This window comes from Chryseobacterium sp. MMS23-Vi53, from assembly GCF_047651245.1.
GTDB lineage: Bacteria > Bacteroidota > Bacteroidia > Flavobacteriales > Weeksellaceae > Chryseobacterium.
On record NZ_CP180265.1, the window covers coordinates 2,357,577 to 2,383,644 of the forward strand.

Annotated in this window: 28 protein-coding genes; 17 read left to right on the forward strand and 11 right to left on the reverse strand. The window is 34.9% G+C overall.

Annotated elements, in window-relative coordinates; genetic code table 11:
- Positions 1–139: 139 nt before the first annotated feature.
- The 3 genes from lon (at position 140) to ACKX2A_RS10400 (ending at position 4,300) form a co-directional block, all read left to right on the forward strand.
- Entirely contained in the window at positions 140–2,545 is a 2,406-nt protein-coding gene (gene lon, locus ACKX2A_RS10390; protein ID WP_415324393.1) for an endopeptidase La, read from the forward strand.
- Positions 2,546–2,632: 87 nt separating this feature from the next.
- Positions 2,633–3,805, forward strand: a complete 1,173-nt coding sequence (locus ACKX2A_RS10395) for an AI-2E family transporter (RefSeq protein WP_415324395.1) — start codon at positions 2,633–2,635, stop codon at positions 3,803–3,805.
- Positions 3,806–3,922: 117 nt separating this feature from the next.
- Positions 3,923–4,300 carry a DoxX family protein gene (locus ACKX2A_RS10400; protein WP_415324396.1) on the forward strand — a complete coding sequence of 126 codons (378 nt, stop codon included), beginning with the start codon at positions 3,923–3,925 and terminating at the stop codon, positions 4,298–4,300.
- Positions 4,301–4,389: 89 nt separating this feature from the next.
- Here the strand turns inward: ACKX2A_RS10400 and ACKX2A_RS10405 are convergent, their stop codons facing one another.
- Entirely contained in the window at positions 4,390–5,748 is a 1,359-nt protein-coding gene (locus ACKX2A_RS10405; protein ID WP_415324398.1) for an acyl-CoA dehydrogenase family protein, read from the reverse strand.
- A gap of 206 nt (positions 5,749–5,954) precedes the next feature.
- Here ACKX2A_RS10405 and ACKX2A_RS10410 point away from each other — a divergent pair, with 206 nt between their 5' ends.
- Positions 5,955–6,863 (forward strand): DUF4349 domain-containing protein, encoded by a 909-nt coding sequence (locus ACKX2A_RS10410; protein WP_415324399.1) that lies wholly within the window; start codon positions 5,955–5,957, stop codon positions 6,861–6,863.
- A gap of 77 nt (positions 6,864–6,940) precedes the next feature.
- Here the strand turns inward: ACKX2A_RS10410 and ACKX2A_RS10415 are convergent, their stop codons facing one another.
- Positions 6,941–8,371 (reverse strand): glycoside hydrolase family 125 protein, encoded by a 1,431-nt coding sequence (locus tag ACKX2A_RS10415; RefSeq protein WP_415324401.1) that lies wholly within the window; start codon positions 8,369–8,371, stop codon positions 6,941–6,943.
- Positions 8,372–8,502: 131 nt separating this feature from the next.
- Between ACKX2A_RS10415 and ACKX2A_RS10420 the strand changes: the two genes are divergently transcribed.
- The 10 genes from ACKX2A_RS10420 (at position 8,503) to ACKX2A_RS10465 (ending at position 16,917) form a co-directional block, all read left to right on the forward strand.
- Positions 8,503–9,375 (forward strand): hypothetical protein, encoded by an 873-nt coding sequence (locus tag ACKX2A_RS10420; RefSeq protein WP_415324402.1) that lies wholly within the window; start codon positions 8,503–8,505, stop codon positions 9,373–9,375.
- A gap of 125 nt (positions 9,376–9,500) precedes the next feature.
- The gene (pgi, locus tag ACKX2A_RS10425) at positions 9,501–11,141 is read left to right on the forward strand and encodes a glucose-6-phosphate isomerase (RefSeq protein ID WP_415324404.1); all 1,641 of its coding nucleotides are present in this window, start codon (positions 9,501–9,503) and stop codon (positions 11,139–11,141) included.
- A 42-nt stretch (positions 11,142–11,183) separates the two neighbouring features.
- Positions 11,184–11,402, forward strand: a complete 219-nt coding sequence (locus ACKX2A_RS10430) for a hypothetical protein (RefSeq protein WP_415324406.1) — start codon at positions 11,184–11,186, stop codon at positions 11,400–11,402.
- The gene (locus tag ACKX2A_RS10435; RefSeq protein ID WP_415324408.1) at positions 11,392–11,682 is read left to right on the forward strand and encodes a type II toxin-antitoxin system RelE/ParE family toxin; all 291 of its coding nucleotides are present in this window, start codon (positions 11,392–11,394) and stop codon (positions 11,680–11,682) included. Before ACKX2A_RS10430 ends, ACKX2A_RS10435 begins: the two co-directional genes overlap by 11 nt.
- A 33-nt stretch (positions 11,683–11,715) precedes the next feature.
- The gene (locus ACKX2A_RS10440) at positions 11,716–12,600 is read left to right on the forward strand and encodes a bifunctional 5,10-methylenetetrahydrofolate dehydrogenase/5,10-methenyltetrahydrofolate cyclohydrolase (RefSeq protein ID WP_415324410.1); all 885 of its coding nucleotides are present in this window, start codon (positions 11,716–11,718) and stop codon (positions 12,598–12,600) included.
- Positions 12,601–12,607: 7 nt separating this feature from the next.
- Positions 12,608–13,237 (forward strand): 7-carboxy-7-deazaguanine synthase QueE, encoded by a 630-nt coding sequence (locus ACKX2A_RS10445; RefSeq protein ID WP_415329452.1) that lies wholly within the window; start codon positions 12,608–12,610, stop codon positions 13,235–13,237.
- 41 nt (positions 13,238–13,278) lie between these two features.
- Positions 13,279–14,649 (forward strand): exopolysaccharide biosynthesis polyprenyl glycosylphosphotransferase, encoded by a 1,371-nt coding sequence (locus tag ACKX2A_RS10450; RefSeq protein ID WP_415324411.1) that lies wholly within the window; start codon positions 13,279–13,281, stop codon positions 14,647–14,649.
- Positions 14,650–14,754: 105 nt separating this feature from the next.
- Positions 14,755–15,507 carry an MlaE family ABC transporter permease gene (locus ACKX2A_RS10455; protein ID WP_415324412.1) on the forward strand — a complete coding sequence of 251 codons (753 nt, stop codon included), beginning with the start codon at positions 14,755–14,757 and terminating at the stop codon, positions 15,505–15,507.
- Positions 15,507–16,322 carry an ABC transporter ATP-binding protein gene (locus ACKX2A_RS10460; RefSeq protein WP_415324413.1) on the forward strand — a complete coding sequence of 272 codons (816 nt, stop codon included), beginning with the start codon at positions 15,507–15,509 and terminating at the stop codon, positions 16,320–16,322. Before ACKX2A_RS10455 ends, ACKX2A_RS10460 begins: the two co-directional genes overlap by 1 nt.
- Entirely contained in the window at positions 16,306–16,917 is a 612-nt protein-coding gene (locus tag ACKX2A_RS10465) for an outer membrane beta-barrel protein (RefSeq protein WP_415324415.1), read from the forward strand. The genes ACKX2A_RS10460 and ACKX2A_RS10465 overlap by 17 nt, the downstream gene beginning before the upstream one ends.
- Positions 16,918–16,956: 39 nt before the next feature.
- On the opposite strand, the gene ACKX2A_RS10470 is transcribed toward ACKX2A_RS10465, so the two are convergent.
- On the reverse strand, positions 16,957–17,274 hold the full coding sequence (locus ACKX2A_RS10470; RefSeq protein ID WP_415324417.1) for a hypothetical protein: 318 nt from the start codon (positions 17,272–17,274) through the stop codon (positions 16,957–16,959).
- A gap of 94 nt (positions 17,275–17,368) precedes the next feature.
- The gene (locus ACKX2A_RS10475; RefSeq protein ID WP_415324418.1) at positions 17,369–18,175 is read right to left on the reverse strand and encodes a M48 family metallopeptidase; all 807 of its coding nucleotides are present in this window, start codon (positions 18,173–18,175) and stop codon (positions 17,369–17,371) included.
- Between the two features lie 107 nt (positions 18,176–18,282).
- Here ACKX2A_RS10475 and ACKX2A_RS10480 point away from each other — a divergent pair, with 107 nt between their 5' ends.
- Entirely contained in the window at positions 18,283–18,825 is a 543-nt protein-coding gene (locus ACKX2A_RS10480; RefSeq protein ID WP_415324420.1) for a DUF4251 domain-containing protein, read from the forward strand.
- Between the two features lie 213 nt (positions 18,826–19,038).
- On the opposite strand, the gene meaB is transcribed toward ACKX2A_RS10480, so the two are convergent.
- On the reverse strand, positions 19,039–20,034 hold the full coding sequence (gene meaB / locus ACKX2A_RS10485) for a methylmalonyl Co-A mutase-associated GTPase MeaB (RefSeq protein ID WP_415324422.1): 996 nt from the start codon (positions 20,032–20,034) through the stop codon (positions 19,039–19,041).
- A gap of 441 nt (positions 20,035–20,475) precedes the next feature.
- Between meaB and ACKX2A_RS10490 the strand changes: the two genes are divergently transcribed.
- Positions 20,476–20,766 (forward strand): c-type cytochrome, encoded by a 291-nt coding sequence (locus ACKX2A_RS10490; protein ID WP_415324424.1) that lies wholly within the window; start codon positions 20,476–20,478, stop codon positions 20,764–20,766.
- Positions 20,767–20,789: 23 nt separating this feature from the next.
- Positions 20,790–21,080: a cytochrome C gene (locus ACKX2A_RS10495; RefSeq protein ID WP_415324426.1), complete on the forward strand. Its 291-nt coding sequence runs from the start codon at positions 20,790–20,792 to the stop codon at positions 21,078–21,080.
- A 143-nt stretch (positions 21,081–21,223) separates the two neighbouring features.
- Here ACKX2A_RS10495 and ACKX2A_RS10500 read toward each other — a convergent pair whose 3' ends face one another.
- From ACKX2A_RS10500 to ACKX2A_RS10525, 6 genes are all read right to left on the reverse strand, one after another.
- Positions 21,224–22,216, reverse strand: a complete 993-nt coding sequence (locus ACKX2A_RS10500; protein ID WP_415324427.1) for an enolase C-terminal domain-like protein — start codon at positions 22,214–22,216, stop codon at positions 21,224–21,226.
- Positions 22,217–22,241: 25 nt separating this feature from the next.
- Positions 22,242–22,757: a tetratricopeptide repeat protein gene (locus tag ACKX2A_RS10505; RefSeq protein WP_415324428.1), complete on the reverse strand. Its 516-nt coding sequence runs from the start codon at positions 22,755–22,757 to the stop codon at positions 22,242–22,244.
- Positions 22,744–23,442: a peptide chain release factor H gene (gene prfH, locus ACKX2A_RS10510; RefSeq protein WP_415324429.1), complete on the reverse strand. Its 699-nt coding sequence runs from the start codon at positions 23,440–23,442 to the stop codon at positions 22,744–22,746. The genes ACKX2A_RS10505 and prfH overlap by 14 nt, the downstream gene beginning before the upstream one ends.
- Positions 23,421–24,008, reverse strand: a complete 588-nt coding sequence (locus ACKX2A_RS10515; protein WP_415324431.1) for a hypothetical protein — start codon at positions 24,006–24,008, stop codon at positions 23,421–23,423. The genes prfH and ACKX2A_RS10515 overlap by 22 nt, the downstream gene beginning before the upstream one ends.
- Positions 24,009–24,014: 6 nt before the next feature.
- Positions 24,015–24,560: a hypothetical protein gene (locus tag ACKX2A_RS10520; RefSeq protein WP_415324433.1), complete on the reverse strand. Its 546-nt coding sequence runs from the start codon at positions 24,558–24,560 to the stop codon at positions 24,015–24,017.
- 83 nt (positions 24,561–24,643) lie between these two features.
- The gene (locus ACKX2A_RS10525) at positions 24,644–26,035 is read right to left on the reverse strand and encodes an RtcB family protein (protein WP_415324435.1); all 1,392 of its coding nucleotides are present in this window, start codon (positions 26,033–26,035) and stop codon (positions 24,644–24,646) included.
- Between the last annotated feature and the right edge of the window lie 33 nt (positions 26,036–26,068).

Sequence of the window (26,068 nt, forward strand, 5' to 3'; positions counted from 1 at the left end):
GTATTTTTTACTAAAAAACAAATGGCATAAGTCTTGTGACATTTAGATTTACATAATATGTTGTAGATTTTCAAGGCATATTATGAAATTTCACGTTAACGATTTAAAACGAAAATGACAATTTGTCATTCGATTAATTATGACAGAATTTGAAGATATGAGCCTGGAGGAAATGATAAGTGACGGATTTGACATTGTGGCTGAAGAAATCAACCTTGCAGACCTTGCGGAAACTGAACAAAATTCCGAGCAAAAGATATTCCCTATACTTCCTGTAAGAAATATGGTAATGTTCCCTAATGTGGTAATTCCTATTACAGCAGGCAGAAAAACATCGATACAACTCCTTGAAGAAGCTCAGAAAAACGGAGATTTTATCGGTATTGTAAGCCAGAAAAATTCAGATTTGGAGCAACCTGCCGAAAAAGATTTATATCAAATTGGTACTTTGGCAAAAATCATTAAGATTATAAAACTTCCTGAAGGCAATATTACAGCGATAACCAAAGGTTTTCACAGATTTAAAGTAAAAAAAATCGTTGAAACGCAACCTTACTTCAAAGCTGAAATTACAAAGCTAAAAGACGGAAAACCAAAGAATAAGGAAGAATATGAAGCATTATTGGAAAATGTAAAAGATTTAGCTTTAAAAATCATCGAGCTGGATCCAAACATTCCGAATGCGGCTAATTTTGCGATCAAAAACATCAATAATAATGATGATTTATTAAATTTCATCTGTACAAACGCTAATTTTTCCTCTATTGAAAAGCAAAAACTGCTTGAAGAGAAAAATTTAATGGAAAGAGCCAACAAATGTTATGAAATGATGCACGAAGATTTCAGAAAACTGGAATTGAGGAATCAGATTCATCAAAAAACATCGAAGGATCTTGATAAGCAACAGAGGGAATACTTTCTAAATCAACAAATTAGAACCATTCAGGAAGAATTGGGAGGCGGTCCTGAAAGTGATGTGGAAGATTTAATTGCAAAAGCAAGAAAGAAAACTTGGAGCAATGAAGTTGAAGAGCATTTCCAAAAGGAAATCGGAAGATTACAGCGCCAAAACCCAAACTCACCGGATTATAATGTTCAGAGAAATTATTTAGATTTTTTCACAGATCTTCCATGGGATACGTTTACCAAAGATACTTTTGATATTGAAAAAGCACAAAAAATCTTAGATAAAGCGCATTTCGGTTTAGAAGATATCAAGAAAAGAATTTTGGAGCACATGGCTGTTTTAAAATTAAAAAACAACATGAAATCTCCTATTTTATTGTTGGTGGGACCTCCGGGAGTTGGTAAAACTTCGCTTGGAAAATCGGTTGCCGATGCTTTGAATAGAAAATATGTTCGTGTTTCCTTGGGAGGGCTTCATGATGAAAGTGAAATTCGTGGTCACCGAAAAACATACATTGGTGCAATGGCAGGAAGAATTCTTCAATCTATCAAAAAATCCGGAACTTCGAACCCGGTGATAGTGTTGGACGAAATCGATAAAGTTGGGAAAGGAATGCACGGGGATCCAAGCTCCGCACTTTTAGAAGTTCTTGATCCTGAACAAAATAAATCTTTTTACGATAATTTCTTAGAAATGGGTTATGATCTGTCTAAAGTGATGTTTATCGCGACAGCCAACTCATTATCAACCATTCAGACGCCGTTGTTGGATAGAATGGAAATCATCCAAATTGCAGGTTATACTCTGGAGGAAAAAATCGAGATTGCGAAAAGACATTTAATAAAAAAACAGCAAGAAGAAAATGGTTTGGATTCAAAATCATTTAAACTTGGAAATGCTGAATTAAAACATATTATAGAAGCTCACACATCCGAAAGCGGGGTAAGAACTTTAGAAAAAAGAATCGCTTCGATTGCACGTTGGGTAGCTTTACAAACTGCTTTGGTAAAAGAATACGACACTAAAATTTCTCTTGAAAAAGTGGATGAAATCTTAGGTGTTCCTAGACCGAAAAGTCTATCTGAATTAACTGATGTTCCGGGAGTTGTAACAGGACTTGCATGGACAAGCGTTGGCGGAGATATCTTATTCATTGAAAGCATTTTAAGCAGTGGAAAAGGAGCTTTAACTATGACCGGAAATTTAGGAACAGTCATGAAAGAATCTGCAACGATTGCTTTGGAATATATTAAAGCCAAACACGATGAACTAGGCATTTCTCAGGAAGATATCGAGAAGAAAAACATTCACGTTCACGTTCCGGAAGGAGCAACACCAAAGGATGGTCCTTCTGCGGGAATTGCGATGCTGACATCGATGGTTTCCTCGTTTAAAAATAAAAAAGTAAGACCTCACCTTGCTATGACAGGCGAGATTACATTAAGAGGAAAAGTGCTTCCAGTAGGTGGAATTAAGGAAAAATTACTTGCTGCAACAAGAGCAGGTGTAAAAGAAGTAATTCTTTGTGAAGCCAACAGAAAAGATGTGGAAGAAATTAAAAAAGATTATTTAAAAAATCTAAAAGTACACTACGTCAATAAAATGGAAGAAGTTATAGAAATTGCGATTGAAAAATAATTCATAACATATCAACATTCTCAATAAAAGAAGACACGTCCCAGATTTTTGGGACGTGTTTTTGATTCATTTAAATTGATCCAAAAGGTGAATAAATTCGTTAAACTGGCGGTTTTTTCTTACTTTTATCCAGCAGATTTTGAAATTATGAACTTTATTCGACTTCCTTTTTTAGTAAAACTCACCCTTGTTGTCATCTCAATCATCGGTCTTGGATATCTTCTGGCACTGGGTGAAAGTATTTTAGCACCTTTCTTTTTAGCATTTCTCATGGCGATGCTTTTTTTGCCGGTTGCTACTTTTCTGGAAAAAAGATTAAGATTCACAAGATCTTTATCTACGATTACTTCCGTTTTGATAATGCTGACAATTTTAACGGGACTAATTTATTTCTTTGGATCACAACTTTCCGATTTCAGTAAAGATATTCCGCATTTGAGAGAACAATTCACAAAGGTTTTCAATGATCTTCAGGAATGGGTTTCTAAAACTTTTCATGTAAAAATCGATGAACAATTGGATTATCTGGATCAAGGCTTGAACAAACTCCTTTCCTCATCAGGAGTTATTTTAGGATTCACTTTTGGAATTTTTTCAACAGGACTTGGCTTTTTTGTTTTCTTTATTTTGTTTTTCATTTTCATCTTAAATTACAGAAGGATTTTAAATAATTTCATTGTAACGGTTTTTAATGAAAAACATAAAGCTAGTGTTCAGGAAGTAGTTAATGAAGTGAGAATCATGACCAAAAAATATATTTTCGGATTGTGTTTACAAGTGGTTATTGTCTCTATTTTTACTTCAACTTTACTAACAATTTTAGGCGTGAAATATGCAATTCTTCTAGGAGTTTTAACGGGTTTATTAAATGTAATTCCATATCTGGGAATTTGTATCGCCCTTTTAATTTCATGTTTCATTGCCTTTGCGACGACTACTCCATCGACTTGTATTTATGTACTCATCGGCTACATCGGCGTTCATATTGTGGACGGAAATATCGTTTTACCATTTGTCGTAGGTTCAAAAGTAAAAATCAATGCCCTGTTTTCTTTCCTCGGAATCATTATCGGAGAGCACCTTTGGGGAATTGCAGGAATGTTTTTGTGTATTCCGGCAATTGCAATTTTAAAAATTATTTTTGAAAGAGTCGAAGGTTTACAACCTTGGGGAAAACTGCTCGGTGAAGAAGAAAAACCGCATAAAAAGAAAAAGAAATATAAAATTTCGAAAAATATTACGCTGGAAGAGATGGACTAATTCATGAGTAATGACAAATCAGCAATAAACAATAGAAACATTTCAATAATTTTAAATTTTATTTGATTTTTAAACAATGAATTAGATTTTTATTTAAATTTGATTAAAATATCAATCATGAAAATTGTAAAATTTATCCTATCCTTACTTTTCGGACTCATGTTTATCAATGCCGGATTAAACAAATTCTTTAACTATATGCCGATGGAAAAGCCAACCCCCGAGCAAATGAAACTTTTTGCTGCGTTTGGAGAAATTCATTGGCTGATGCCTTTAGTCGGGATTGTTGAAATTGTTGGCGGATTATTATTTATTTTCCCAAAAACACGAGCTTTAGGAGCAATCGTCATTTTACCCGTAATGGTGGGAATTGTCGTTCATGTCTTTACAATGGACAAATCCACAATGGGAATGTCAATCGCCGGAGTCCTTTTCCTGATTAATCTTTGGATGATTATTGATAACAAAGAAAAATATAAAGCCTTAGTAAGCTAGAAAAGTCAATGGTCAATTGTGAATTCGCTTTGCTTGTCAATTTTAAAAATTCACTTGCGGAGCAAAATTCCCAATTGACCATTCACATCTTATACAAATGCGCTGAATCCCGTAATCGATCTTCCGACAATCAGGGAATTGATTTCTTTTGTACCTTCATAAGAATAAATGGCTTCTGCGTCAGCGACAAATCTGGCAACGTCATATTCAAGCAAAATTCCGTTTCCTCCCATCACTTCTCGTGCTCTGGAAACAATATCCCTTGTTCTTAGCGTACAGAAAACTTTAGCTAAAGAAGCATGTTCGTCTTTTAAAATTCCTTCATCCTGCATCTCGGAAAGTCTGAAAACCATCGTTTGCATCGCCGTTAAATTCGACAACATTTCCACCAAATGTCCTTGAATCATCTGAAATGAAGCGATTGGTTTTCCAAACTGTTCTCTCTTTCTCGTATAGTCTAATGCGCTTTCATACGCTCCTCTCGCGCAACCCGTTGCCATCCAAGCCACTCCGGCTCTGGTCATTTGCAAAACTTTTGCTGTATCTTTGAAAGAATTGGCGTTTTGTAGTCTGTTTTCTTCGGTTACCAAACAGTCTTTTAAAGTAATTAAACCGTTTTGAACAATTCTCAACGCCATTTTTCCTTTAATTTTCTCAACAGAATAACCCGGATTATCTTTTTCAACAATAAAACCTTTTACTTCTCCATCATCTAAATCTCTTGCCCAAATAATAACTAAATCGGCAAAGGTTGCATTTCCGATCCATTTTTTCTGACCATTTAAAATCCAGCCTTCCGGCGTTTTTTTGCAAGTTACTGTTAGACCTCCTGCTGCTCCGGAACCGACTTCAGGTTCCGTTAATCCAAATGCTCCGATTTTTTCAAATTTCTGCATTTGCGGAAGCCATTTTTGTTTTTGTTCTTCCGAACCGCAAATGTAAATTGAACCCATTGACAAGCCGGATTGTACACCAAAAAATGTAGCGATCGAAGCATCAACACGAGCCATTTCCATTGCCAGAACACCTTCCATTAAAAAAGGCATTCCGGGACATCCGAAACCTTCGTAGGTGACACCGCAAATATCTAATTTTTGAAATTTTGGAATTAGTTCGAAAGGAAATTCGTCACGAAGCCAATAATGATTCACCAAAGGCTTCACTTCTTTTTCCATGAAAGCCCTTACTTTTAATTGAATTTCCCTTTGTTCGGGGCTTAAAGTGTGATAAATATCGTAGAAATCACCGTCAATGGGCGGAAGCTCTTTTTTCTTTTTATTTGGATCGAGCATTTTCATTAAACCTCCAAGCTGTTTGTCATCGAGTTTGGAGAAGTTTTGCATCAGTTTTGGAAGGTCAACTTTTTGAGAAATGGCACTCAACTGATCAAAATCTATTGATCTAAATAAATCTATCGCGTTTCTGATTTTGGAAAAAGTATTTGACATAGTAAATGTTGTGTGTTTGATTTGTAAAAGTTAAGCAAAAATTAATCCGAAAACAAACGCCTTTCATTGATTTTATTTTACAAAACATTGATTTTAAATTAATTAAAACAGAACTTCTCTTTACAATTTTTTTACCTGTGATTTTCAAACTTTACAAATGATTCCGTCTGAACTTTGGGATAAGCAAAACATTAAAAATCAATACAATGAAAACTACTTACATCAGATTATCCATCGCAACAGCACTTTTATTAGGAATTTATTCATGTAAAAAAGGAGAAGTTTCTACAACAGAACTTGATGCATATGCTACAGCTGATTCTGCAGCAGTTGTAACTTCGGACAGCATTTCTTCTGTTGCAACCATGAAGGTAAAAGACAAGCAGTTCATAAAAACCGCAGATGTAAATATGGAAGTGAAAGACGTTTATGAAGCAACGATTTCCATTGAAAAATCGGTTCAGGAATTGGGAGGATTCGTTACCCAAAGCAATCTGCAAAGTAATGTAGTTTCCGAAGATACTTACAACACTTCGAATGAAGACGCTGTTTTAGTGAAAAAATATCAGACCGAAAACAGCATGCAATTGAGAGTTCCGACCGAAAAATTAGGAGAATTACTTACTTTAATTAATGATAAAAAACTATTCTTAAATTCAAGATCCATCAATGCAGAAGACGTTACAGCCAACATCAAATATTCGGCTTTGGAAGCTCAGAGAAATAAAAAAACGACCGACAATATTGCCCAAATGAAAGTCAATAAAGATAAAGTGACTATGGGTGATGACAATATGAAAGAAGGAAACAGCCAACAATTCCAAAGCATGAATATGACGGATCAGCTAAAATACAGCACGATTGATATTTTCATTAAAGAACCGAAGCTTCGTACCGCTGAAATCGCCGTTACCAACACAAAAAGTATCGATGACAAATATAAATTTGCTTTCGTTTACAGCGCAAAATCCGCTTTTGTGGAAGGATATTATTTAATTCAAAAAATTGTTGTGGGATTAATTACTGTTTGGCCATTGATATTGATCGGAGCTGCCATTGTTTATTTTTTAAGAAAAAGAAAACCAGCTAAAAAAGAAACAACAACTGAAATATAAGCGATCCTAACCTCTGATTATCTATATATTTTAAATTTTACAAGAAACCTCCAGATTTTTTCCGGAGGTTTTTATGCTTAAAATTTTTGCTTTAAAATTTCGGGTTTTGTTTTGTGAAGATGAAGAATCAGTTCTCCAAAAAGCGTATTTGCCCAAGCGAACCAAGATCTTGTGAAATCTTTTGGATTGTTTACATCAAAAGATTCGTGAATAAATCCGGTTCCGGCGTGAGTCGCTTTTAGAATTTTTAAACAAGAAATAATTTCCTCATCATTATCTGTCGTTAAAGCCTGCATTGTTAAACCTAAAGGCCAGATTTTATGCTCTCCAATGTGAGGCCCGCCAATTCCTTTCGCAAACTTCCCTTCGCTAAACCACGGATTTGCTTTGCTTAAAGAAAATTTTCTCGTGTTCTGGTAAACTTCATCATCTTTTGAAGCGTACCCCAAATATGGAATTGACAACAAATTCGGAACATTCGCGTCATCCATAAACAAAGCATTTCCGAAACCATCGATTTCCAAAGCGTAGATTTTTCCGGCTTCAGGATGATTTAAAATGGCATATTTCTGAATCGCTTCATCGACTTCTTTCGCTAAGTTTTTAAATTCAACCGACAAATTTTCATCTTTTAAAATTTTAGAAAAAATCTCAGCCGTTTCGCGTAAAGAAACCACTGCAAACATATTTGAAGAAATCAAAAAAGGATAAAAAGTCGCATCATCCGAAGGTCGGAACATAGAATGAATCAACCCAACCTTCTTCGTCGGATTTCCAAAACCTCCTGCAAATTGCGTGTCTAAAGGATTTCCATTTGATCTTTGAAAACTGTAAGGTCCTTTTGAATCTTTTCGCTGCTGTTCTTTAAAAGTCTGCAATATAAGAAGCATTGCTTTTTTCCAATCGGAATCGAAAACGGAAGAGTCTCCTGTTATTTTCCAATAATTATAAGACAAACGCATCACATAACACAAAGAATCGATTTCCCATTTTCGCTCGTGAATTCCTGGTTTCATTTGTGTAGCATCATCTTTCCAGTCAGTAATTTTATTGGGATCATCGAAAAAAGCATTAGCGTAAGGATCGAGAAGAACGCATTCAACTTGTTTGTTGATTACGCCTTTCAAAAGATCTTTTAATTTTTCATCTTGATTCGCAAGACTTAAATAAGGATAAACCTGCGCCGAAGAATCACGAAGCCACATTGCATCGATATCTCCTGTGATGACATACGTAAAAGGTTTGCTATCTTTCACATAAAATTTCACCGTTGTATCCAATGTATTTGGAAAACAATTTTCAAACATCCATGCCAGTTCGGGATCTGCAATGGATTTTTTAATCGTTTTAATCGTATTCTCAACTGCCTGAGAAGTGAATTTTCTTTTTTCTAAATTCGGTCTTTTTGAAACATAATCATCTGTAAATAAAATCTTTGCAGACGTAGGCAAAGCGAAAAAACTTAGTCCTAATGATGATTTTTTAATGAAATTTCTTCTATCAAGCATGGTTTTAATGAAAATATTGAAGCTAAAAATAATAATTTAAAATTTAACATAATATTTAAGCTGGATAAAATTTCAATATAACTAAATAAAGCTTTTCAAAATCCGTTAAATAATCAAATAATAGCCATATCATGAATGAAAAATTCGCAACATTTACACTTTTTTTATTTTCAATTTTAACCTTTTCACAAATTCAAATTAAAGTTTTAGATAAAAACAACAAAAAACCAATTCCTTATGCAAAACTTATTTTAAGAGGAAAAAACGATTACAGAAACACGGAGGAAAACGGGGAAGTCACTTTAGAAAAAGGTGAAGAAATTTATGAAATCGAATCTTTTGGTTATGAAAAACTAAATGTTTCGAAACAGGAAAACACTTATTACTTAAAGCCAAAATTCAAAGAAATTGAAGAAGTGGAAATTGCTAAACCTACATTTAGAGAAACTTTTACAGTAGGCTCGACAAAAAAAGATAATTTCGGTTTTATGGGAAGCCAAACATCTTGGAGTGTTGTGGATTTTTTTGAGAATAATCATACTGAGAAGAAGTTATTCATCAAGAAAATTAAAATTCCGACAGAAGTGAAGGAAGGTAAACCTGATGCAGTTTTCAATTTAGTTTTTCATGAGAATATTAATGGAAAATCGTCACTTGAAAAATTAAAAAATGTTATCGTGAGTTGTAAAAAAGGCAAAAATATCACAGAAATAGATTTTTCAAAAAATCCAATAACCATGCCCAAAGAAGGGCTTTTTATCGGCGTTGAATGGATTATTAATGAACAAAATCATTATTTAGCCAAAATGACAAAAATAAATCCGGACGGAAGCAAAGAAGAAAATGCAATTGTTGATAGAATAAATCCTTTCTTTTATGGCTATCAAACAAAAACATCAAATACATTTTCAAGTTCTAAAAGTAATTGGTTCAAAATGTTTGATGGAAAGGAAAATATCATACCTCCTCACCATCTGTCGATGGAACTTGAACTTACCAATTGATTTTTAATCATCAATTAACATCTTTGAAGTAAAATTCCGTAAATTTGCAAATCAATAATTTTGCAAGAGGATTTGGCATTCAACAATCCTAGATCCGAAGCCTTAAAACCTAATTTCTAAATATTATGCTATCAAAAATAAATCCTACTCAAACCAATAGCTGGAAAGCTCTTGATGAACATTTTGGAGACAACGATTTCGATTTAAGAACCCTTTTTGCTTACAATCCGAATCGTTTCAATGAATTTTCGATCAAAAGAGACAATTTCCTTTTCGATTATTCTAAAAATTTAATTGATGCAAGAACTAAAGAACTTTTATTAAATCTTGCAGAAGAAACTCAATTGAAAGATGCTATTTCTAAAATGTTTTCGGGAGATAAAATCAACGAAACAGAAGGAAGAGCAGTTTTGCATACAGCTTTGAGAGATTTTTCCGATAAGGAAATTTTGGTAGACGGAGAAAACATCAAACCTCAGATCAAAAGAGTTTTAGACCATATGAAATCTTTCTCTGAAAGCATTATTTCAGGAGATCACAAAGGTTTCACCGGAAAAGAAATTACAGATGTAGTGAACATCGGAATCGGAGGTTCAGATTTGGGACCAGTGATGGTGGTTTCGGCTTTAAAACATTTTAAAACAAGGTTAAACGTTCATTTTGTTTCCAACGTGGACGGAAATCATATTGCGGAAGTTGTAAAGAATCTAAATCCTGAAACAACTTTATTCATCATTGCTTCTAAAACCTTTACAACGCAGGAGACGATGACCAATGCTCATTCGGCAAAAGACTGGTTCTTACAAGTTGGAAAACAGGAAGATGTAGCAAAACACTTTGTAGCATTATCAACTAACGTTCAAGCAGTTAAAGACTTCGGAATCGCTGAAGAAAATATATTTGAATTCTGGGATTGGGTTGGCGGACGATATTCACTTTGGAGTGCGATTGGTTTAAGCATCGTTCTTTCTGTTGGATATGAAAATTATGAGCAATTATTAAGAGGAGCTTACGATACAGATCAACATTTCCAGACAGCAGATTTTGCTGAAAACATTCCTGTTTTGATGGGATTAATTGGGATTTGGTATCGCAATTTCTATGCAGCGACAACCGTTGCCATTCTTCCTTATTCGCAATATTTAGACAGATTTCCGGCATATTTTCAGCAGGGAGATATGGAAAGCAACGGAAAATGTGTGGACAGAAACGGAGAATTTGTAGAATATGAAACAGGACCAATCATTTGGGGAGAGCCGGGAACAAACGGGCAACATGCTTTCTATCAATTGATTCACCAAGGGACAGAATTGATTCCGGCTGATTTTATTGCTTATGCAAAAAGTCCGAATAAAGTTTCTGATCATCAAGATAAATTATTAGCGAACTTTTTCGCTCAAACTGAGGCACTTGCCTTCGGAAAAACAGAAGAAGAGGTTGAAGAAGAATTAAGAGCTTCAGGAAAAACTGATGAGGAAATTGATTTCTTATTAAACTACAAAGTCTTCCACGGAAATACGCCGACCAATTCATTATTATTCAACGAATTAACTCCTTTTTCACTGGGGCAATTAATTGCTTTGTATGAGCATAAAATTTTCGTTCAAGGTGTAATTTGGAATATTTTCAGTTTCGACCAATTCGGTGTGGAATTAGGAAAAGTTTTAGCTAATAAAATCCTTCCGGAACTTGAAAATAATGAGGCTATTAGCTCTCATGATTCTTCGACGAATGGGTTGATTAATTATTATAAATCAAACAAATAAAATATTGTTGATTTTCATTAATTTTGATTAAAAATAAAAGATATGACACAGATTATCATTAACCTAAATAACAAGGAAGAAGAGACCTTTGTGGAAACTTTTTTGAAAAGAATGAAAATCAGTTTTGAAAAAAATGAGGATGATTTTGAGTTGACGGATGAAATGAAGAGAGTGATCGATGAAGCCTTAAAACAGGATAAATCTACAGCTGTAGACGGTAAAGAGTCTTTGAAAAGAATTAGAGCAAAGTATGGACTTTAATTTTAAATTTTTACCAATTGCTGAAGAAAATATTGAAGAGGCAACAGATTATTATGCTGAGATTTCATTAAAAGTTTTAAAGGATTTTAATAAACAACTTGATCTTTCAATAAGCAGAATTATTACCAGCCCTTATTTTCAGAAAAGGTATAAATCTGTAAGAGCCCTTCCCGTAAAGAAATTTCCTTATATTATTTTCTATGAAGTAAATGAAGAGGAAAAAATGATTTACATCCTTTCTGTTTTCTGCACTCATCAGAATCCGGAAAAATATCCATAAAAAATCTAATAGTAAAAGTAATAAAAGTAAAAAATGGCAGAAATTCTTGACGGATTAAAAGTATCCAAAGAAATAAAACAGGAAATTAAAGCTGAAGTTGAAAAAATCGTTGCTTCAAAAAGGAGAGCTCCGCATTTGGTGGCAATTCTTGTTGGAAACAACGGTGCAAGTAAGGCTTATGTAAATGCTAAAGTAAAAGATTGTGAAGAAGTTGGCTTCCAATCTAGCTTAGTGAAATTTCCAAGCACAGTTTCTGAATCTGAATTATTGGAAAAAATTGAAGATCTCAATAAAGATAAGTCTGTAGATGGCTTTATCGTTCAGTTACCTTTACCGGATCAAATCGATCAGGAGAAGATCATCAATGCGATTGATCCAAGAAAAGATGTTGACGGTTTCCATCCTACAAACTTCGGAAAAATGGCGTTGGAGATGGATACTTTCTTGCCTGCAACTCCGTTCGGAATTTTAACATTATTAGAAAGATATAATATTGAAACGAAGGGTAAAGACTGTGTGATCATCGGAAGAAGTAAAATCGTAGGAAGACCAATGAGTATCTTGATGGGAAGAAAAGATTTCCCAGGAAACTCAACGGTTACATTAACACACTCTTACACAAAAGACATTGAAGAATATACTAAAAAAGCAGACATCGTAATTACAGCTTTGGGAGATCCTCACTTCTTAAAAGGAGAAATGATCAAGGACGGAGCAGTAATTGTGGATGTAGGTATTACAAGAGTAGACAACGATTCTCCAAAAGGTTATTATTTGGCGGGTGACGTAGATTTCGACAGCTGTGCTGCTAAGGCAAGCTGGATCACCCCTGTTCCGGGAGGAGTTGGGCCTATGACAAGAGCGATGTTGATGAAAAACACCATCATTGCTTACAAAACTTCAGTCTACAACGACTAATTTTAAAATGAATAAAGAAGAAGATATTTTATTAAAAGAAGGTAAAATGCTCCCTGTAATGGAGCATTTTTACACTCTTCAAGGAGAAGGAGCACACACTGGAAAAGCAGCCTATTTCATTAGATTAGGAGGTTGCGACGTGGGGTGTCATTGGTGTGATGTGAAGGAAAGCTGGGATCCGAATTTACATCCATTAATGAATGCAGAAGAAATTGCAGAAACTGCAGCAAAACATTGTAAGACAATCGTTTTAACAGGAGGAGAACCATTAATGTGGAATCTTGATATTTTAACATCCAAATTAAAAGAATTGGGATGCACTGTTCATATTGAAACTTCGGGAGCATATCCTATGAGCGGACAAATCGATTGGATTACCCTTTCGCCAAAGAAAACAGGGCTTCCAAAAGAGGAAATTTACGCTAAAGCTCACGAGCTTAAGATGATTATTTTTAATAATAATGATTTTAAATTTGCTCAGGAACAAGCTGCAAAAGTTTCGGAAAATTGCACATTATATCTTCAGAGTGAATGGAGTAAGCGAGATGAGATGTATCCCAAAATTACAGACTTCATTTTGGAAAATCCGGAATGGAGAGCATCAGTTCAGACCCATAAGTATCTGAATATCCCGTAAAAATATGTAACTTAGCCTTTCGTATCAGTAATTGCCGATAGATGCAGAGAATTCGATACTCTAGATACCTGAAATCGATCATCGTTTTGCTTGACCTTTTGGTTATTGCATCTATTTTTATATTCTTTTTCCTGAGCAGAAATCAGGATTTAAAATACAATCAGGAAACGTGGTATCAGAACTCATTTTCTTTGGTATTATTATTTTTGTTTTGGATGCTTCTCAGCGGTAGAACAAGAATTTATAATATCCCTAGAAACCTTACCTATACCTTGTTTCTGGAGCGGTTACTCGTTCATTTTTTGTTGTTTATTTTGGGCGTTTTACTGATTGGAAAAGTCAGTTATAATGTATTTTTCAATTCGGATATTTATTGGCTTTCGTTTTATCTGTTTTTCTTTATTTTTCTTGCTAAATCGCTGATTTATTTTGGAATTAAATATTTCCGTAGTCTGGGTATCAACCACAGGAATATTATGTTTTTAAATGAAAACAGTTCCACGGAAGTTTTAAAGAATATTTTAAAGGAAAGAAAAGATTACGGTTACAAGATTTTCGAATATAATTATTCTGACATAAAACCAGATGAATTGATCGAATTCTGGAAAGCAAACGGAATTCATACCTTGTTTATTCCAACAGAAAATTCATATAACGAAAGACAGGAGAAGGAAATTTTCAGATTAGCCGAAGCAAACAAAGTTCATATATCTTTGATTCCCAGCATCACACAAAGCGATTTTTTCCTTTACGATATGGGATACATCCAGACACAGCCCGTACTGAATCAGGCAAAATATCCGCTGGATTATTATTCTAATTTTTTATTAAAAAGAACATTTGACATTATTTTTTCCATCATTGTCCTAGTTGGAATCTGCTCATGGCTTTTTCCAATCATAGCAATTTTAATTAAAATGTCATCCAATGGACCTGTATTTTTCCTTCAAAAAAGATATGGTTTCCATGAAGAGGTTTTTAATTGTATTAAATTCCGTACAATGATCGTAAATGATGAATCTTCCACCAAAACGACAGAAGAAAATGATGCAAGAATCACAAAAATTGGTAAATTTTTAAGGAAAACAAGCCTTGATGAAATGCCTCAGTTTCTCAATGTTCTGAGAGGGCAAATGTCTATTGTAGGACCTAGACCGCATATGCTGGCGGTTGATAATTATTACAAGCCAAAAATCGGACGATACAGTTTAAGAAGCATGGTAAGTCCAGGAATTACGGGTCTTGCGCAGGTAAATGGTCTTCGTGGTGATGCCGGTGATGTAGAAGTTGAAATGAACAAAAGAGTTTTAGCAGATGCTTTTTATGTAAGAAACTGGAGTTTTGTGCTGGATCTTGTTATTATTTTAAAAACTGTTTTGCTAGTAATTGGTGGTGATAAAAATGCAAAATAAAAGTTTGGTCTACATTATGATATAATTAAATTTCAAATAATAAAGCTGAGCTCACGCTTCGTCTCAACATAAATCTAATTCAATAAAAAAGTCTAATTTAGCAGAATGTTAAAAAAGTTTTTTACAGCGGTCGGAGAATACATTATCCTTCTAGGCAAATCTATTCAGAAGCCTCAGAAAATGAGGGTATTCTGGAAGCTGTTCATGAGAGAAATCAATGATTTGGGAGTCAACTCTTTTGGGTTGGTGATCTTCACATCTATATTCGTTGGAGCGGTTGTTGCCATTCAGATGTTCAACAACTTCGATGCTTCCGACTTCCCGATTCCGCCGTCATTTGTAGGATATGCTACAAAAGCGGTATTGGTTTTGGAGTTTTCACCTACCATCATCAGCCTGATTTTAGCCGGAAAGGTAGGTTCTTATATTGCTTCAAGTATTGGAACCATGCGTGTTTCCGAACAGATCGATGCACTGGATATCATGGGGGTAAATTCACCCAACTTCCTTATTCTTCCTAAAATAATCGCCTGTGTAATTTTTAATCCTTTATTAATTGCCATCAGTATCGTATTTGGTATTGGAGGAGGTTATGTTGCCGGAGTTTTAACGGGAAACTGGACGACGAATGACTATATCACAGGTATCCAAATGTATATGCCAAATCTTTTCGTTTATTATGCATTTACGAAAACGATTGTTTTTGCTTTTATTATTGCAACGGTTCCGTCTTATTTCGGATACAATGTAAAAGGAGGTTCACTGGAGGTAGGTAGAGCAAGTACGCAGGCCGTGGTTTGGACGATGGTTTTCATTATCCTTTCCGAATTGCTATTAACCCAATTAATATTAAGCTAATGATTGAGGTAAAAAATTTAAAGAAAAGTTTTGATGAAGTTGAAGTACTTAAAGGAATTTCAACCACTTTCGATAAAGGAAAAGTAAATTTAATCATTGGGCAGAGTGGCTCGGGAAAAACGGTTTTCCTAAAAAGTTTATTGAATGTTTATCAGCCAACTTCAGGAGAAATTTTGTTTGATGGAAGAGACATCAATGTAATGTCCAGAGATGAAAAGCAGCACCTTCGTTCAGAAATCGGAACAGTTTTTCAGGGAAGCGCCTTGTTTGATTCATTAACGGTGGAAGAAAATATTATGTTTCCGCTCGATATGTTTACCAATTTAACCTTCAGAGAAAAGAAAAGACGTGTTTTTGAAGTAATAGGAAGAGTACATTTAGATAAAGCCAACAAAAAATTTCCATCAGAAATTTCCGGAGGAATGCAGAAACGTGTTGCCATTGCAAGAGCAATTGTAAACCACCCAAAATATCTTTTCTGTGACGAACCGAATTCAGGATTAGATCCTTATACATCGAACGTAATCGACGATCTTTTGCTTGAAATTACGAAAGAATATAACACAACGACCATCATCAATACGCACGATATGAACTCTGTGATGACGATTGGCGAGAAAATTGTATATCTGAGATTAGGAATCAAGGAATGGGAAGGTAATAAAGACATCTTGATTACCGCAGGCAATAAAAATCTAATCGATTTCGTTTATTCATCAGAGCTTTTTAAAGAACTGAGAGAATATATGCTTGAGAATAACAAAACTATTGATAATACAATTACAAAAATAGACGATAATGAAAAAGGCACTTAGTATAGCATTAATAGGTTTTTCTATGTTGGCTTCTGCACAGATTTCTCTGGCAGGTAAAGCGAACTTAATTTTTCCTACAGGTTCGCCGTCTTGGCAGAACATTAAAGGAACAGTAAACCAAGCGATTGATGGAGAAGGAAAAAATAATGTAGGGTTCAACGTAGGTCTTTCATTGAAGGCAAATCTTCCTGCATCATTCTTTATTATGCCGGAATTGTACTATACAAATTTTAAAAATGAATTCACGACAGCAAATACAACTTTTGACATCAAAAGCAGCCGTATCGACTTACCGGTTCTTGTAGGACACAAGGTTTTAGGAGATATGCTGGGAGTTTTCATTGGTCCGGTTGCAAGTTATAATTTAAGCAAAGAAGATACTTTCAACGATTTCCAAGAGAATGCAAGAGATAATTTCACCGTAGGTTACCAATTCGGAGCACAGGTGGAAATTAAAAAACTGATTTTAAATGCAAGATATGAAGGCGCATTTAGCAAAGATTCAAGAAACTTCATCAATAGAGTTTCGGGTGAAGAAATCAGATATGACAACAGACCTAACTTATTTATGGTAGGTTTAGGATACAAATTCTAAATTCAACGAAAATAACAACGATAAAAAAATCCTCAGGTTCTAAACTTGAGGATTTTGATTTTGTTGATTTTGAAGTTCTGCTTCACGTCTTGCAATTTCTGCCGCCTGCTTTTCCAGATCTTCTTTATCTTTTTGCAATTGTTTGAATTCTTTTCGCTTCTGCTCAGCCTTTATCGCGCTTCCTTTGCTTACATATCCAACCATTCCACCGATAATTAAACCAATTCCGACTCCTGCCATTATTCCCATAATGTGAGACATCGTTAAATCATTAATTGTAAAATTCGGTGACGTTAAGTAAAACAAAAGCACTGATAATGCCAAAAGAATAAGTCCGGTAAGTGATAAACTCTTCATGATATTGTGTTTAAATGGTTTAAATTAAAAAGCCTCACCAAATTTAACGAAAATTCAATAAGGCTTTTATTCAAGATTAAAAATTCTTTATTAATTATATTTTTCCTCCAGCTGCCTTGTAATATTCCAATGCTTTTGGAAGGTTTTTATTAATATCTGAAATTCTTGTTTCAGGATTCGGGTGCGTTGAAAGGAACTCTGGTTGTCTTGCCCCTGTAGATGCAGCTTCCATCCTGTTCCAGAAAGGAATTGCTTCTCTCGGATCGTACCCCGCCATTCCCATTAAATATAATCCCATTTGATCCGCTTCAGACTCCTGATTTCTACCATATTTCAATAAAGCAACCTGAGAACCAATAGGATAAACCTTTTCGAAAACACTTGCCCACTGACCGTTAGAAATTGTTCCTCCTAGAATTTGCCCACCATATTGAGCCACCATTGCCTGAGAAATCCTTTCGTTTCCGTGTCCTGCTAATGCGTGAGAAACTTCATGTCCCATTACAACAGCTAGCCCGTTATCATTTTTGGTAACCGGTAAGATTCCTGTATAAACTGCTACTTTTCCGCCCGGCATACACCAAGCATTCAGTTCATTGCTTTGTAAAAGATTAAATTCCCAATTGTAATTCGCAAGATCTGCAGATCTACCAATTTGCTGATAGTATCTTTCTGCAGCAGATTTTATTCTCGATCCCACGCTAGTCACCCTTTTGGCGTCTGCAGTTCCCGAGATTACTTTAGATTTTCCCAATGTCGTTTTGTACTCCTGAGCAGACATGGTCATGATTTCCGAATTATTCGCAAGCTGCAGAGAAGACCTACCCGTAATCGGGTTTGTAGTACATGCAACAACAGATAGAGCAACGGCTCCTATTCCTAAAACGTGTTTTATTTTCATAGTTCGAGTGTATTAATTCAACCTTAACAATTTTTATTCCAAAATCTTTTAGAAGAAATATATTTGCATATAATTTGCTATTTAAATTTAATAATAATTTTAGTATCATGAAAAAGTATATTTCAATCATATTTGTTTTTGGATTTTTATTTCTTTTCCAAAGCTGCACAGCTCAGAATATGGATTCTCAGGAAGTAACGAATCTTGTGAATTCTCAAGATTTTTCGTTTCATGCGCAAAGAGCAACTCCGACGAATTATGATGTAATTAATATCATGAGCTCAATGCCGAATTCTACTGCGACAAGGATTTTGGATCTTTCGGGAAGCAATTATTCTATTGATTTAAGAAAAGATAAACTGGAAGTTGTCTTACCATATTTCGGAAGAGTTTTTAATCCTACTTACGGAAATACAAGCCAAAATAGTTACAGATTTACATCAAAAGATTTCTCTGTAAATACAACGCAGGGCAGAAAAGGAAAATCGATTGTAAAAATTAAAGTAAACGACCAAAGTACAGTAGACGAAATTACCATTGAGATTTTCAAAAACGGGAAAGCATTCACATCGATTAGAAGTAATGACAGACAGCCGATTTCCTACGACGGATATATTTCTAAAAATGAAGAAGAAAAGGAGAAACTTTAGATGAGTTTCAGGTTTCGTGATGCCTAGTTTAAAAGCTTATACTCTACTATAATTGCTTTGTATAAATTTTTAACCACAGATTTTCACGGATTTGCACAGATGTTTATGTTGTGTTTTTATTTATATTTTTAAAAATTATACGCAATCATCTGTGCAAATCCGTGAAAATCTGTGGTAATAAAAAAATATTTTAAAGGATATAATCGAAATACATCAAGAATCGGATCTTGAATCCCGTAAAAATTTTTCAACAAATAATTTTGCTTCGGTACTTGGATTTGAAACCCTTGTCGAAGCATTTTTTTTGTGTTGAATATAAGCTTCTTCTACCGAGTTATTTTTCTTCATCATCGATAAAATATATTCCTGAACCCAATATTCAAAGCGCTTTTCTCCTTGTTGAGTTCTTACTTCTTCGAATCGACCGGTTTTCTTTTTCAGGCTGATGAAATCATTAATTTTCTCGAAAACATCATCCAAACCTTCATTACTCAAAGCAGAACCCAGCAAAACCGGAACTTTCCAGTCTTTTTCTTTGGGAGGAATAAAATCTAAAGCCCGTTTTAATTCTAATTTGGTATTTTTTGCTTTCTGAAGATTGTCTTTATCCACTTTGTTAATGAAAATGACATCTACCATTTCCATGATCCCTCGTTTGATACCCTGAAGTTCGTCACCCCCCCCAATTATTTTTAAAAATAAAAATACATCAGTAATATCGGCAACCAAAACTTCGGATTGCCCTACACCAACGGTTTCAATGAGAATATAATCATAACCTGCGGCCTCGCAAATCATCATGGTTTCAAAAGTCGTGTTGGCAACACCACCCAAAAAACCAGAACTTGGAGATGGACGGATGAAAGCATTTTCTTCTTTCGCCAATTCTTCCATTCTGGTTTTGTCTCCCAAAATACTTCCTTTATTGATGGCGGAGCTTGGATCGATCGCTAAAACAGCTACTTTTTTGCCATTCGTAATAGCCAATCTTCCGAAATTTTCTATAAAAGTTGATTTTCCTGCACCCGGAACTCCCGTTACGCCCACTCGGATTGAATTTCCTGTAAAAGGCATGATTTGTTTTAATAATTCCTCTGCTTGAAGTCTATGTTCGGATTTTTTACTTTCGACTAATGTAATAGCTTTTGCGATCAGGCGTTTGTTTCCTGATCTTATTCCTTCTATTAGCTCTTCTGTAGAAAATTTCATTGATTCAAAAATAGACATTTAAAAGTCAATGGTCAAGAGGGAATGCGTTTCATTTGACAATTTTTTTTGATGAAAATACATTTATTTCCGCAAAATTTGTCATCCTGAAAGGATCTAGGCTTAGTATTGGAAAAAAATGGAAAGATTCAAGTTTAGATCCTTTCAGGATGACAAACTTTATGACTACTTCGGAATTTTTAATGAAACACTGTCACCCTAGCCCCGATTGTCGCGGCATCCTTTTTTGGTAAGGGAAAGCAATGGAAAAAAAGATATAGCAGAAAGCGGGATTAAGCTCCTAAAAAATAATAAAATCCAAAATTGAGAATTCACCATTAACTTTAATTCATCCTTCTAATTTGTATTTCTTCTAAATTAAGCTCTATTTCAGCAATGGAAAAGGGAATTTCCTACATTTGTTTGAATCAAATAGTTTAAAACATGAAAAAAATAATCGCTGTAGCATCATTTACTGCCGTTTTGCTAGCATCTTGTACTCCGAAAGCAACAACAGCAGCAACACCAACCGTTTCTAAATCTACAGCAGAGCAGATCGCACAAGGAAAAACAATCTTCGAAAATTCATGCGGAAGATGTCATAAATTACCAGATCCGACGTCTCATAATTCGGTTCAGTGGGTAGGAATTATGAATTCGATGGCTCCAAAAGCGAAACTTACGGATGAGCAGCATCAGTGGGTATACGATTATATCGTATCTGTGAAGAAATAATTCACTTTAAAAAAGATATTATTATGAAAAAACTGATTTTGGGTATGATTCTAGGTTCTGCCACGATCTTAGTTTCGTGCGGGCCGAAAAGTGTGGCCGTAACCGGGCCAAAATACACCTCATCTGAACAGTTGGCTCAGGGAAAAACCATTTTTGAAAACTCGTGCAATAGGTGTCACAAATTACCTGATCCTGCAAAACACGACGACAAAGGATGGATCAATACTCTTAGCAGAATGGCTCCCAAAGCCAAGTTGAGCGACGACCAGCATCAAATGGTTTATGATTATCTAATATCTGTAAATAAAAAATAGGCTTCTTTTGAAGTCTATTTTTGTTTTAATTTCTTATTTTGCTTTAATGTTCGAAAAGGCCGGACTACGTTCGTAAACCTTCAGCAAATGATAACTTTCTAAAAAAATTGACAAGCCAAGCGAATTGACAATTCATTATTCAATTATTTAATCATAATTCCTAAACCCGGCTTTTGGGAAAGAATAATTTTTCCGTTTTCCACAAAATTTCCTGATGCATAATCATTTGAAATTAAATTAGCTCCGTCTAAATCTGCATAATCAACGAGACCCGTTAAGACACAACCTGCGGAAATTCCGACGGTGGATTCTGTCATGCAGCCGATCATAATTTTATAATTTAATTCACGAGCTTTTTTGATCATTTCTAAAGCGGGAGTTAATCCGCCACATTTCATCAATTTGATATTGATGCTTTTGTAATAAGGAATTAATCCTTCCAAAGAATTGATATCCTGACAATCTTCGTCTGCCATCCAATTCGCAAAACTTTCTTTTTTAAGAATTTTATAGTTGTCGATTGGTCGTGGTTGCTCGAGATACGAGAATTTTTGAACCTCAGCATTATTTTGAAGCCAGATGCAATCTTCATCAGTAAAACTTGCGTTGGAATCTAAGGCGATATTTTGATTTAATTGCAATAATTTTTCGACATCATTTTTATTTAAACCTTTGCATTTTACTTTGAATTTACTCCATTTGCTTTTGTTGATTTTTTCAATCTGATGGTCGATTTCTCCGACGGAAATGGTGATTGAACTTTCTACTAAATGGTCCGTTGGAAGCTGATTCAATTCAATAAAACTCTTATTTTCTAGCTTCCCGAAAAGATCCCAATACGCGCAATCCAATGCAGAAAGTAAGAACGGATGAAGATTTAAATTCAATAAAAATTTAAAAAAATCTTTTGGATGAATGATTTTCTGAGCTTCAATCTGGGTTTGAATTTCTTTTAATTTTAAGACAAAACTTTGAAGATTAATTTGATAATAATCGATCGCCACACATTCTCCATAACCTTTACAATTTTGATGAGCTAATTCTATAAGTAATGCTTCTCTTTTATCGTAATTCCCGTAGGCAATTGAAAATGTTTCCTTTAACTGAAGTTGTTTTAGTTCAAACCGTAATTCCATTATTAAATTTACAAAAAAAGGAGACTTATTTCGTCTCCTTCTTCTTTTTATTTTGCTTTTTCTTCGGCATTTTCGATTTGATGAATTTTTTACGATCCTTTACTACATTCAAACTATATTCTGTGAAACAATACTTTGCAGATTCATCCAAAAATTTCAAAGCATTATTAAAACTTCCTCTCATCTCCGAAAGCAAAGCTCTGTAAAACCATAATGTACATCTGTCAATCCCCTTGATTTTCAATGCATACTGAATCAATTTTTCCGCTACCTGATAATCTTCGTTGTCCAAAAGACATTTAATATAGTATTGAGGAGTATTAAGATTATTAACATCATACAACATTGCTTCCTCAAAATACAGCTTTGCCTTTTCATAATCGCTCAACATTTCGCTGTAAATTCTTCCCATCAGACAAAGGCTGTCTGCATCTTCCGGATCGTAGGACAGAGCATAGTTCAATGCTTCCAGGCATTCCGGAAGACTGTATGGATAGTTATCCAAAGCCTCAAAGTAATATTTATTTTTAGTTAAGGTCATTTTTGTAGTTTTTTAATTCGTTTTTGAGTTGATTTCTTTGTTTTTTAAACGATTTTTCCTGATAATTCTTTTTAAAGTCTGTTCCGGAAAATGTTCTGACAGGATTTCCTCTTTGCACCTGCAAATGATTGTTCCACGTTTCCTGCATTCTTTTTTGAAGCTGAATAATATTCTGTTCCAAGACTTTTTCTTTCAATCTTGTAATCGACAGTTTCTTATTTTCTAGTTGCGAACGCGAATCCTGTACGAAAACACTTTGCCCCGTCGGAACGTGCGTTGCGCGAACCGCCGTGTTCACTTTATTCACATTTTGTCCGCCGCTTCCCTGACTTCTCGTCGTTTGAAACTGAATATCTTTTTCATTAAAATTGATTTTCTCCAAACCTTCCAGCTCGAAAATTCCTATAAACCAATTGCTTCTTTTATGCAGTTTTCGGAATGTACTTTTTCCTGTCCAGCAAATGCTTCCCAGCCAATCCTTTAAAAATTCATTTATATTTTTTGATTTTAAAAGAAGAGTTACTGATTTCAATGTCAGGTTTTCATAACCGTTTTCACGATGGATGATTTCATAATCTATTTTATTATCTTTTGCTTCCTCAAGAAAGACCTTCAGTACTTTTGCAACTACCCATTGACATTCTAAAGGTCCTCTTCCTGAGGTTATTTGTATGAGTTTTTCCATTTTTGTAAAATTTTTAAAATCGCCTCTCTGTTTTTGGCTTCTTTAATAAATGTTGGTAATCTTTCTACCATCCGCATTCTGTAAGGCAGTCTTGTTCTTAAATCTGATGAAACATAGTTTTCCATTTCTAAAAGATGTTCCCGATTTTTTGCCCAGAATAACTTTCCTTTAAAATCTGTCTGAAAATAATATGGACAGCCAAAAACCGGATCGTGAATCAAACCTTCTTCCTTTATTGAGCTGTTGAGATATTTCTCTGATTTGGGTTGAATCTGAAAAGAAGAGTCACATTCATCACATTTTACAGTAACATTCTTAGATTTCTCTTTCAAATTCCCTTGTTCGTAACGAATCGGATGCCCACAAACTGGACAATTGAGTTTCATAAATGCTTTATAAACCACCAAATCCAATCCTTTCTTTTTCAAATTACAATGATTACATTCCAATGTTGCCGTTTTATAACTGTGTTCATTTTTCACGACTGCATCTTCTCCGCAATTCGGACAGACTACGAGAATGCTTTCATGATAACCGAAATATTCTTGTTTATATTTTTTTTTCATTTCAAATTATTTTGGCATTTCGCTTAATTTAGAATGACCAACAGGATTAATTCCTTTTTCCAATAAATCTTTTGCAGCAATCACTGCCCAACATTTATCGCTGGAATGAATGTTTCTGTAAAAGGAAAGTAAAACATCTGGTTTAACAACCGTAAATCCGTTTGCTTCAACAGTTTCCAAATCACTTCTTTCAAAGAAATCGATGGTAATCCTGTGAAACTTTCCGTTTTCCATTTCAATTGTCTTCTCATATCTGCGGAAATTTTCTTCACTCGGAAGATGGTCATACCTCGTCCAGACTTTCTGAAAACTCTCCTGCTGAAGAATTATCACCACTTCAGCAACGTTTTCTTTCTTTACAAAAACATCAATATCCTTATGGTCATGAGCGTGTTTATATTCCGTATGCCCGATTTCAGACATAAAATGCCACGCCCAACCTCCTGAAATAATGACTTTATCCTTTAATTTCTCTAAAATTTCCAGTCCGCTTTTAATTCTAAATTCCGGCCAGACTTCACCGTATCTTTTTATGTTATGTGGTGCTCCCATTTTTTTGATTTTTGTTAATAGTTACTTGTTGCTAGTCATCGGTTCGAAACAATCAACCGACAACTAACAACCAGCAACAAAATTTATCGATCCATTCTCACAATTCGAGGTTGAAAAGTTCCCAGAATATCGACCAATTCACTTTGTGCATTCATCACTTCGTTGATGTCTTTGTATGCCATTGGTGCTTCTTCCGTATTTCCGCCCATCAACGTGACATTTTTGAGTTTTAATTCTTTTTTGATGTCATTTTGAGTGAACAAACTTCTGCATTCTCCTCTTGAATGCGCTCTTCCCGCTCCGTGAGAAGCTGAATTCAAAGAATCAGGATTTCCTTTTCCGCGAACGATGAAACCTTTTGCTGTCATCGAACCGGGAATCATTCCCAATTCGTTTTCATTAGCAGGAGTTGCTCCTTTTCTGTGAACAATCACTTCTTTTCCGTTGTGGATTTCTTTCCATGCGAAATTGTGATGATTTTCGATTCTGGCTTTCACTCTTCCTCCGACTACTTTCACCAATCTTCTGTGAATATCATCGTGGCAAGCCGAAGCATAATCTCCCGCCAAATTCATTGCTGTCCAATATTCTAATCCGAGATGTGTACTCAAATCTAGCCAAGCAAATTGTTGTGCTTCTTTTGGTAACGGACATTGTTCTGCTGCCACTCTTGAATAATATTGAGCGATTTCAGCTCCCAATCCACGCGAACCGCTGTGAGAAAGAATTCCGAGATATTTTCCTGTTGGAAGTCCGATTTGTTCGTCTACTTCCGTAATTTCCACTTCTCCGAATTCCACAAAGTGATTTCCGCCACCGGAACTTCCCATTTGCTTGATGGCTTTTCCTTTCAATCTTCTCAAAATCGGAATTAAATCGAAAGTATCTCTATCGAAAATTTCATGATCAACATGAGATTTATGTGTTTCATACATTCCGAATTTGGTATGTTCGGCAAGAGCTTTCTCGTATTTATCTCTCGCTCCGTCAAGATATGAAATTGGGGTATCCAAAATACTAAGCGACATTCTGCAGCCGATATCCATGCCGACTCCGTAAGGAATCACAGCATTTTCTACGGCAAGAACCCCTCCGATTGGAAGACCGTAACCGCTGTGAGCATCGGGCATTAGAGCGCCTTGCGTTGAAATTGGAAGTTTCAAAGCGGTGTACAACTGGTTTTTTGCTTCATCTGAAATATTGTTTCCGAAAATATTGAAAGTCGCCCTGGTTGTATTAAGCATTCTTTTTTCGGTTTTCTTCGATAAAAGTAAAGCTTCTGCGATTTGTCCAAAGGTTAAATCATTTTCGAATTTTTGTGGATTCTGCAGAATTTCCTTTAAAAGAGATTTCACATGATGAATATTTTTCGTTGCAAAATTTCTTTTCATGACTTCCAAAGCGATGTTTACACTCTGATTGTTTGGATAGCCTATTTTTAATATATCTTTTCCTTTAAGTTTTAAATTTCCCATTGTTTTTAGATTTAAGATAATAGATGCGAGATG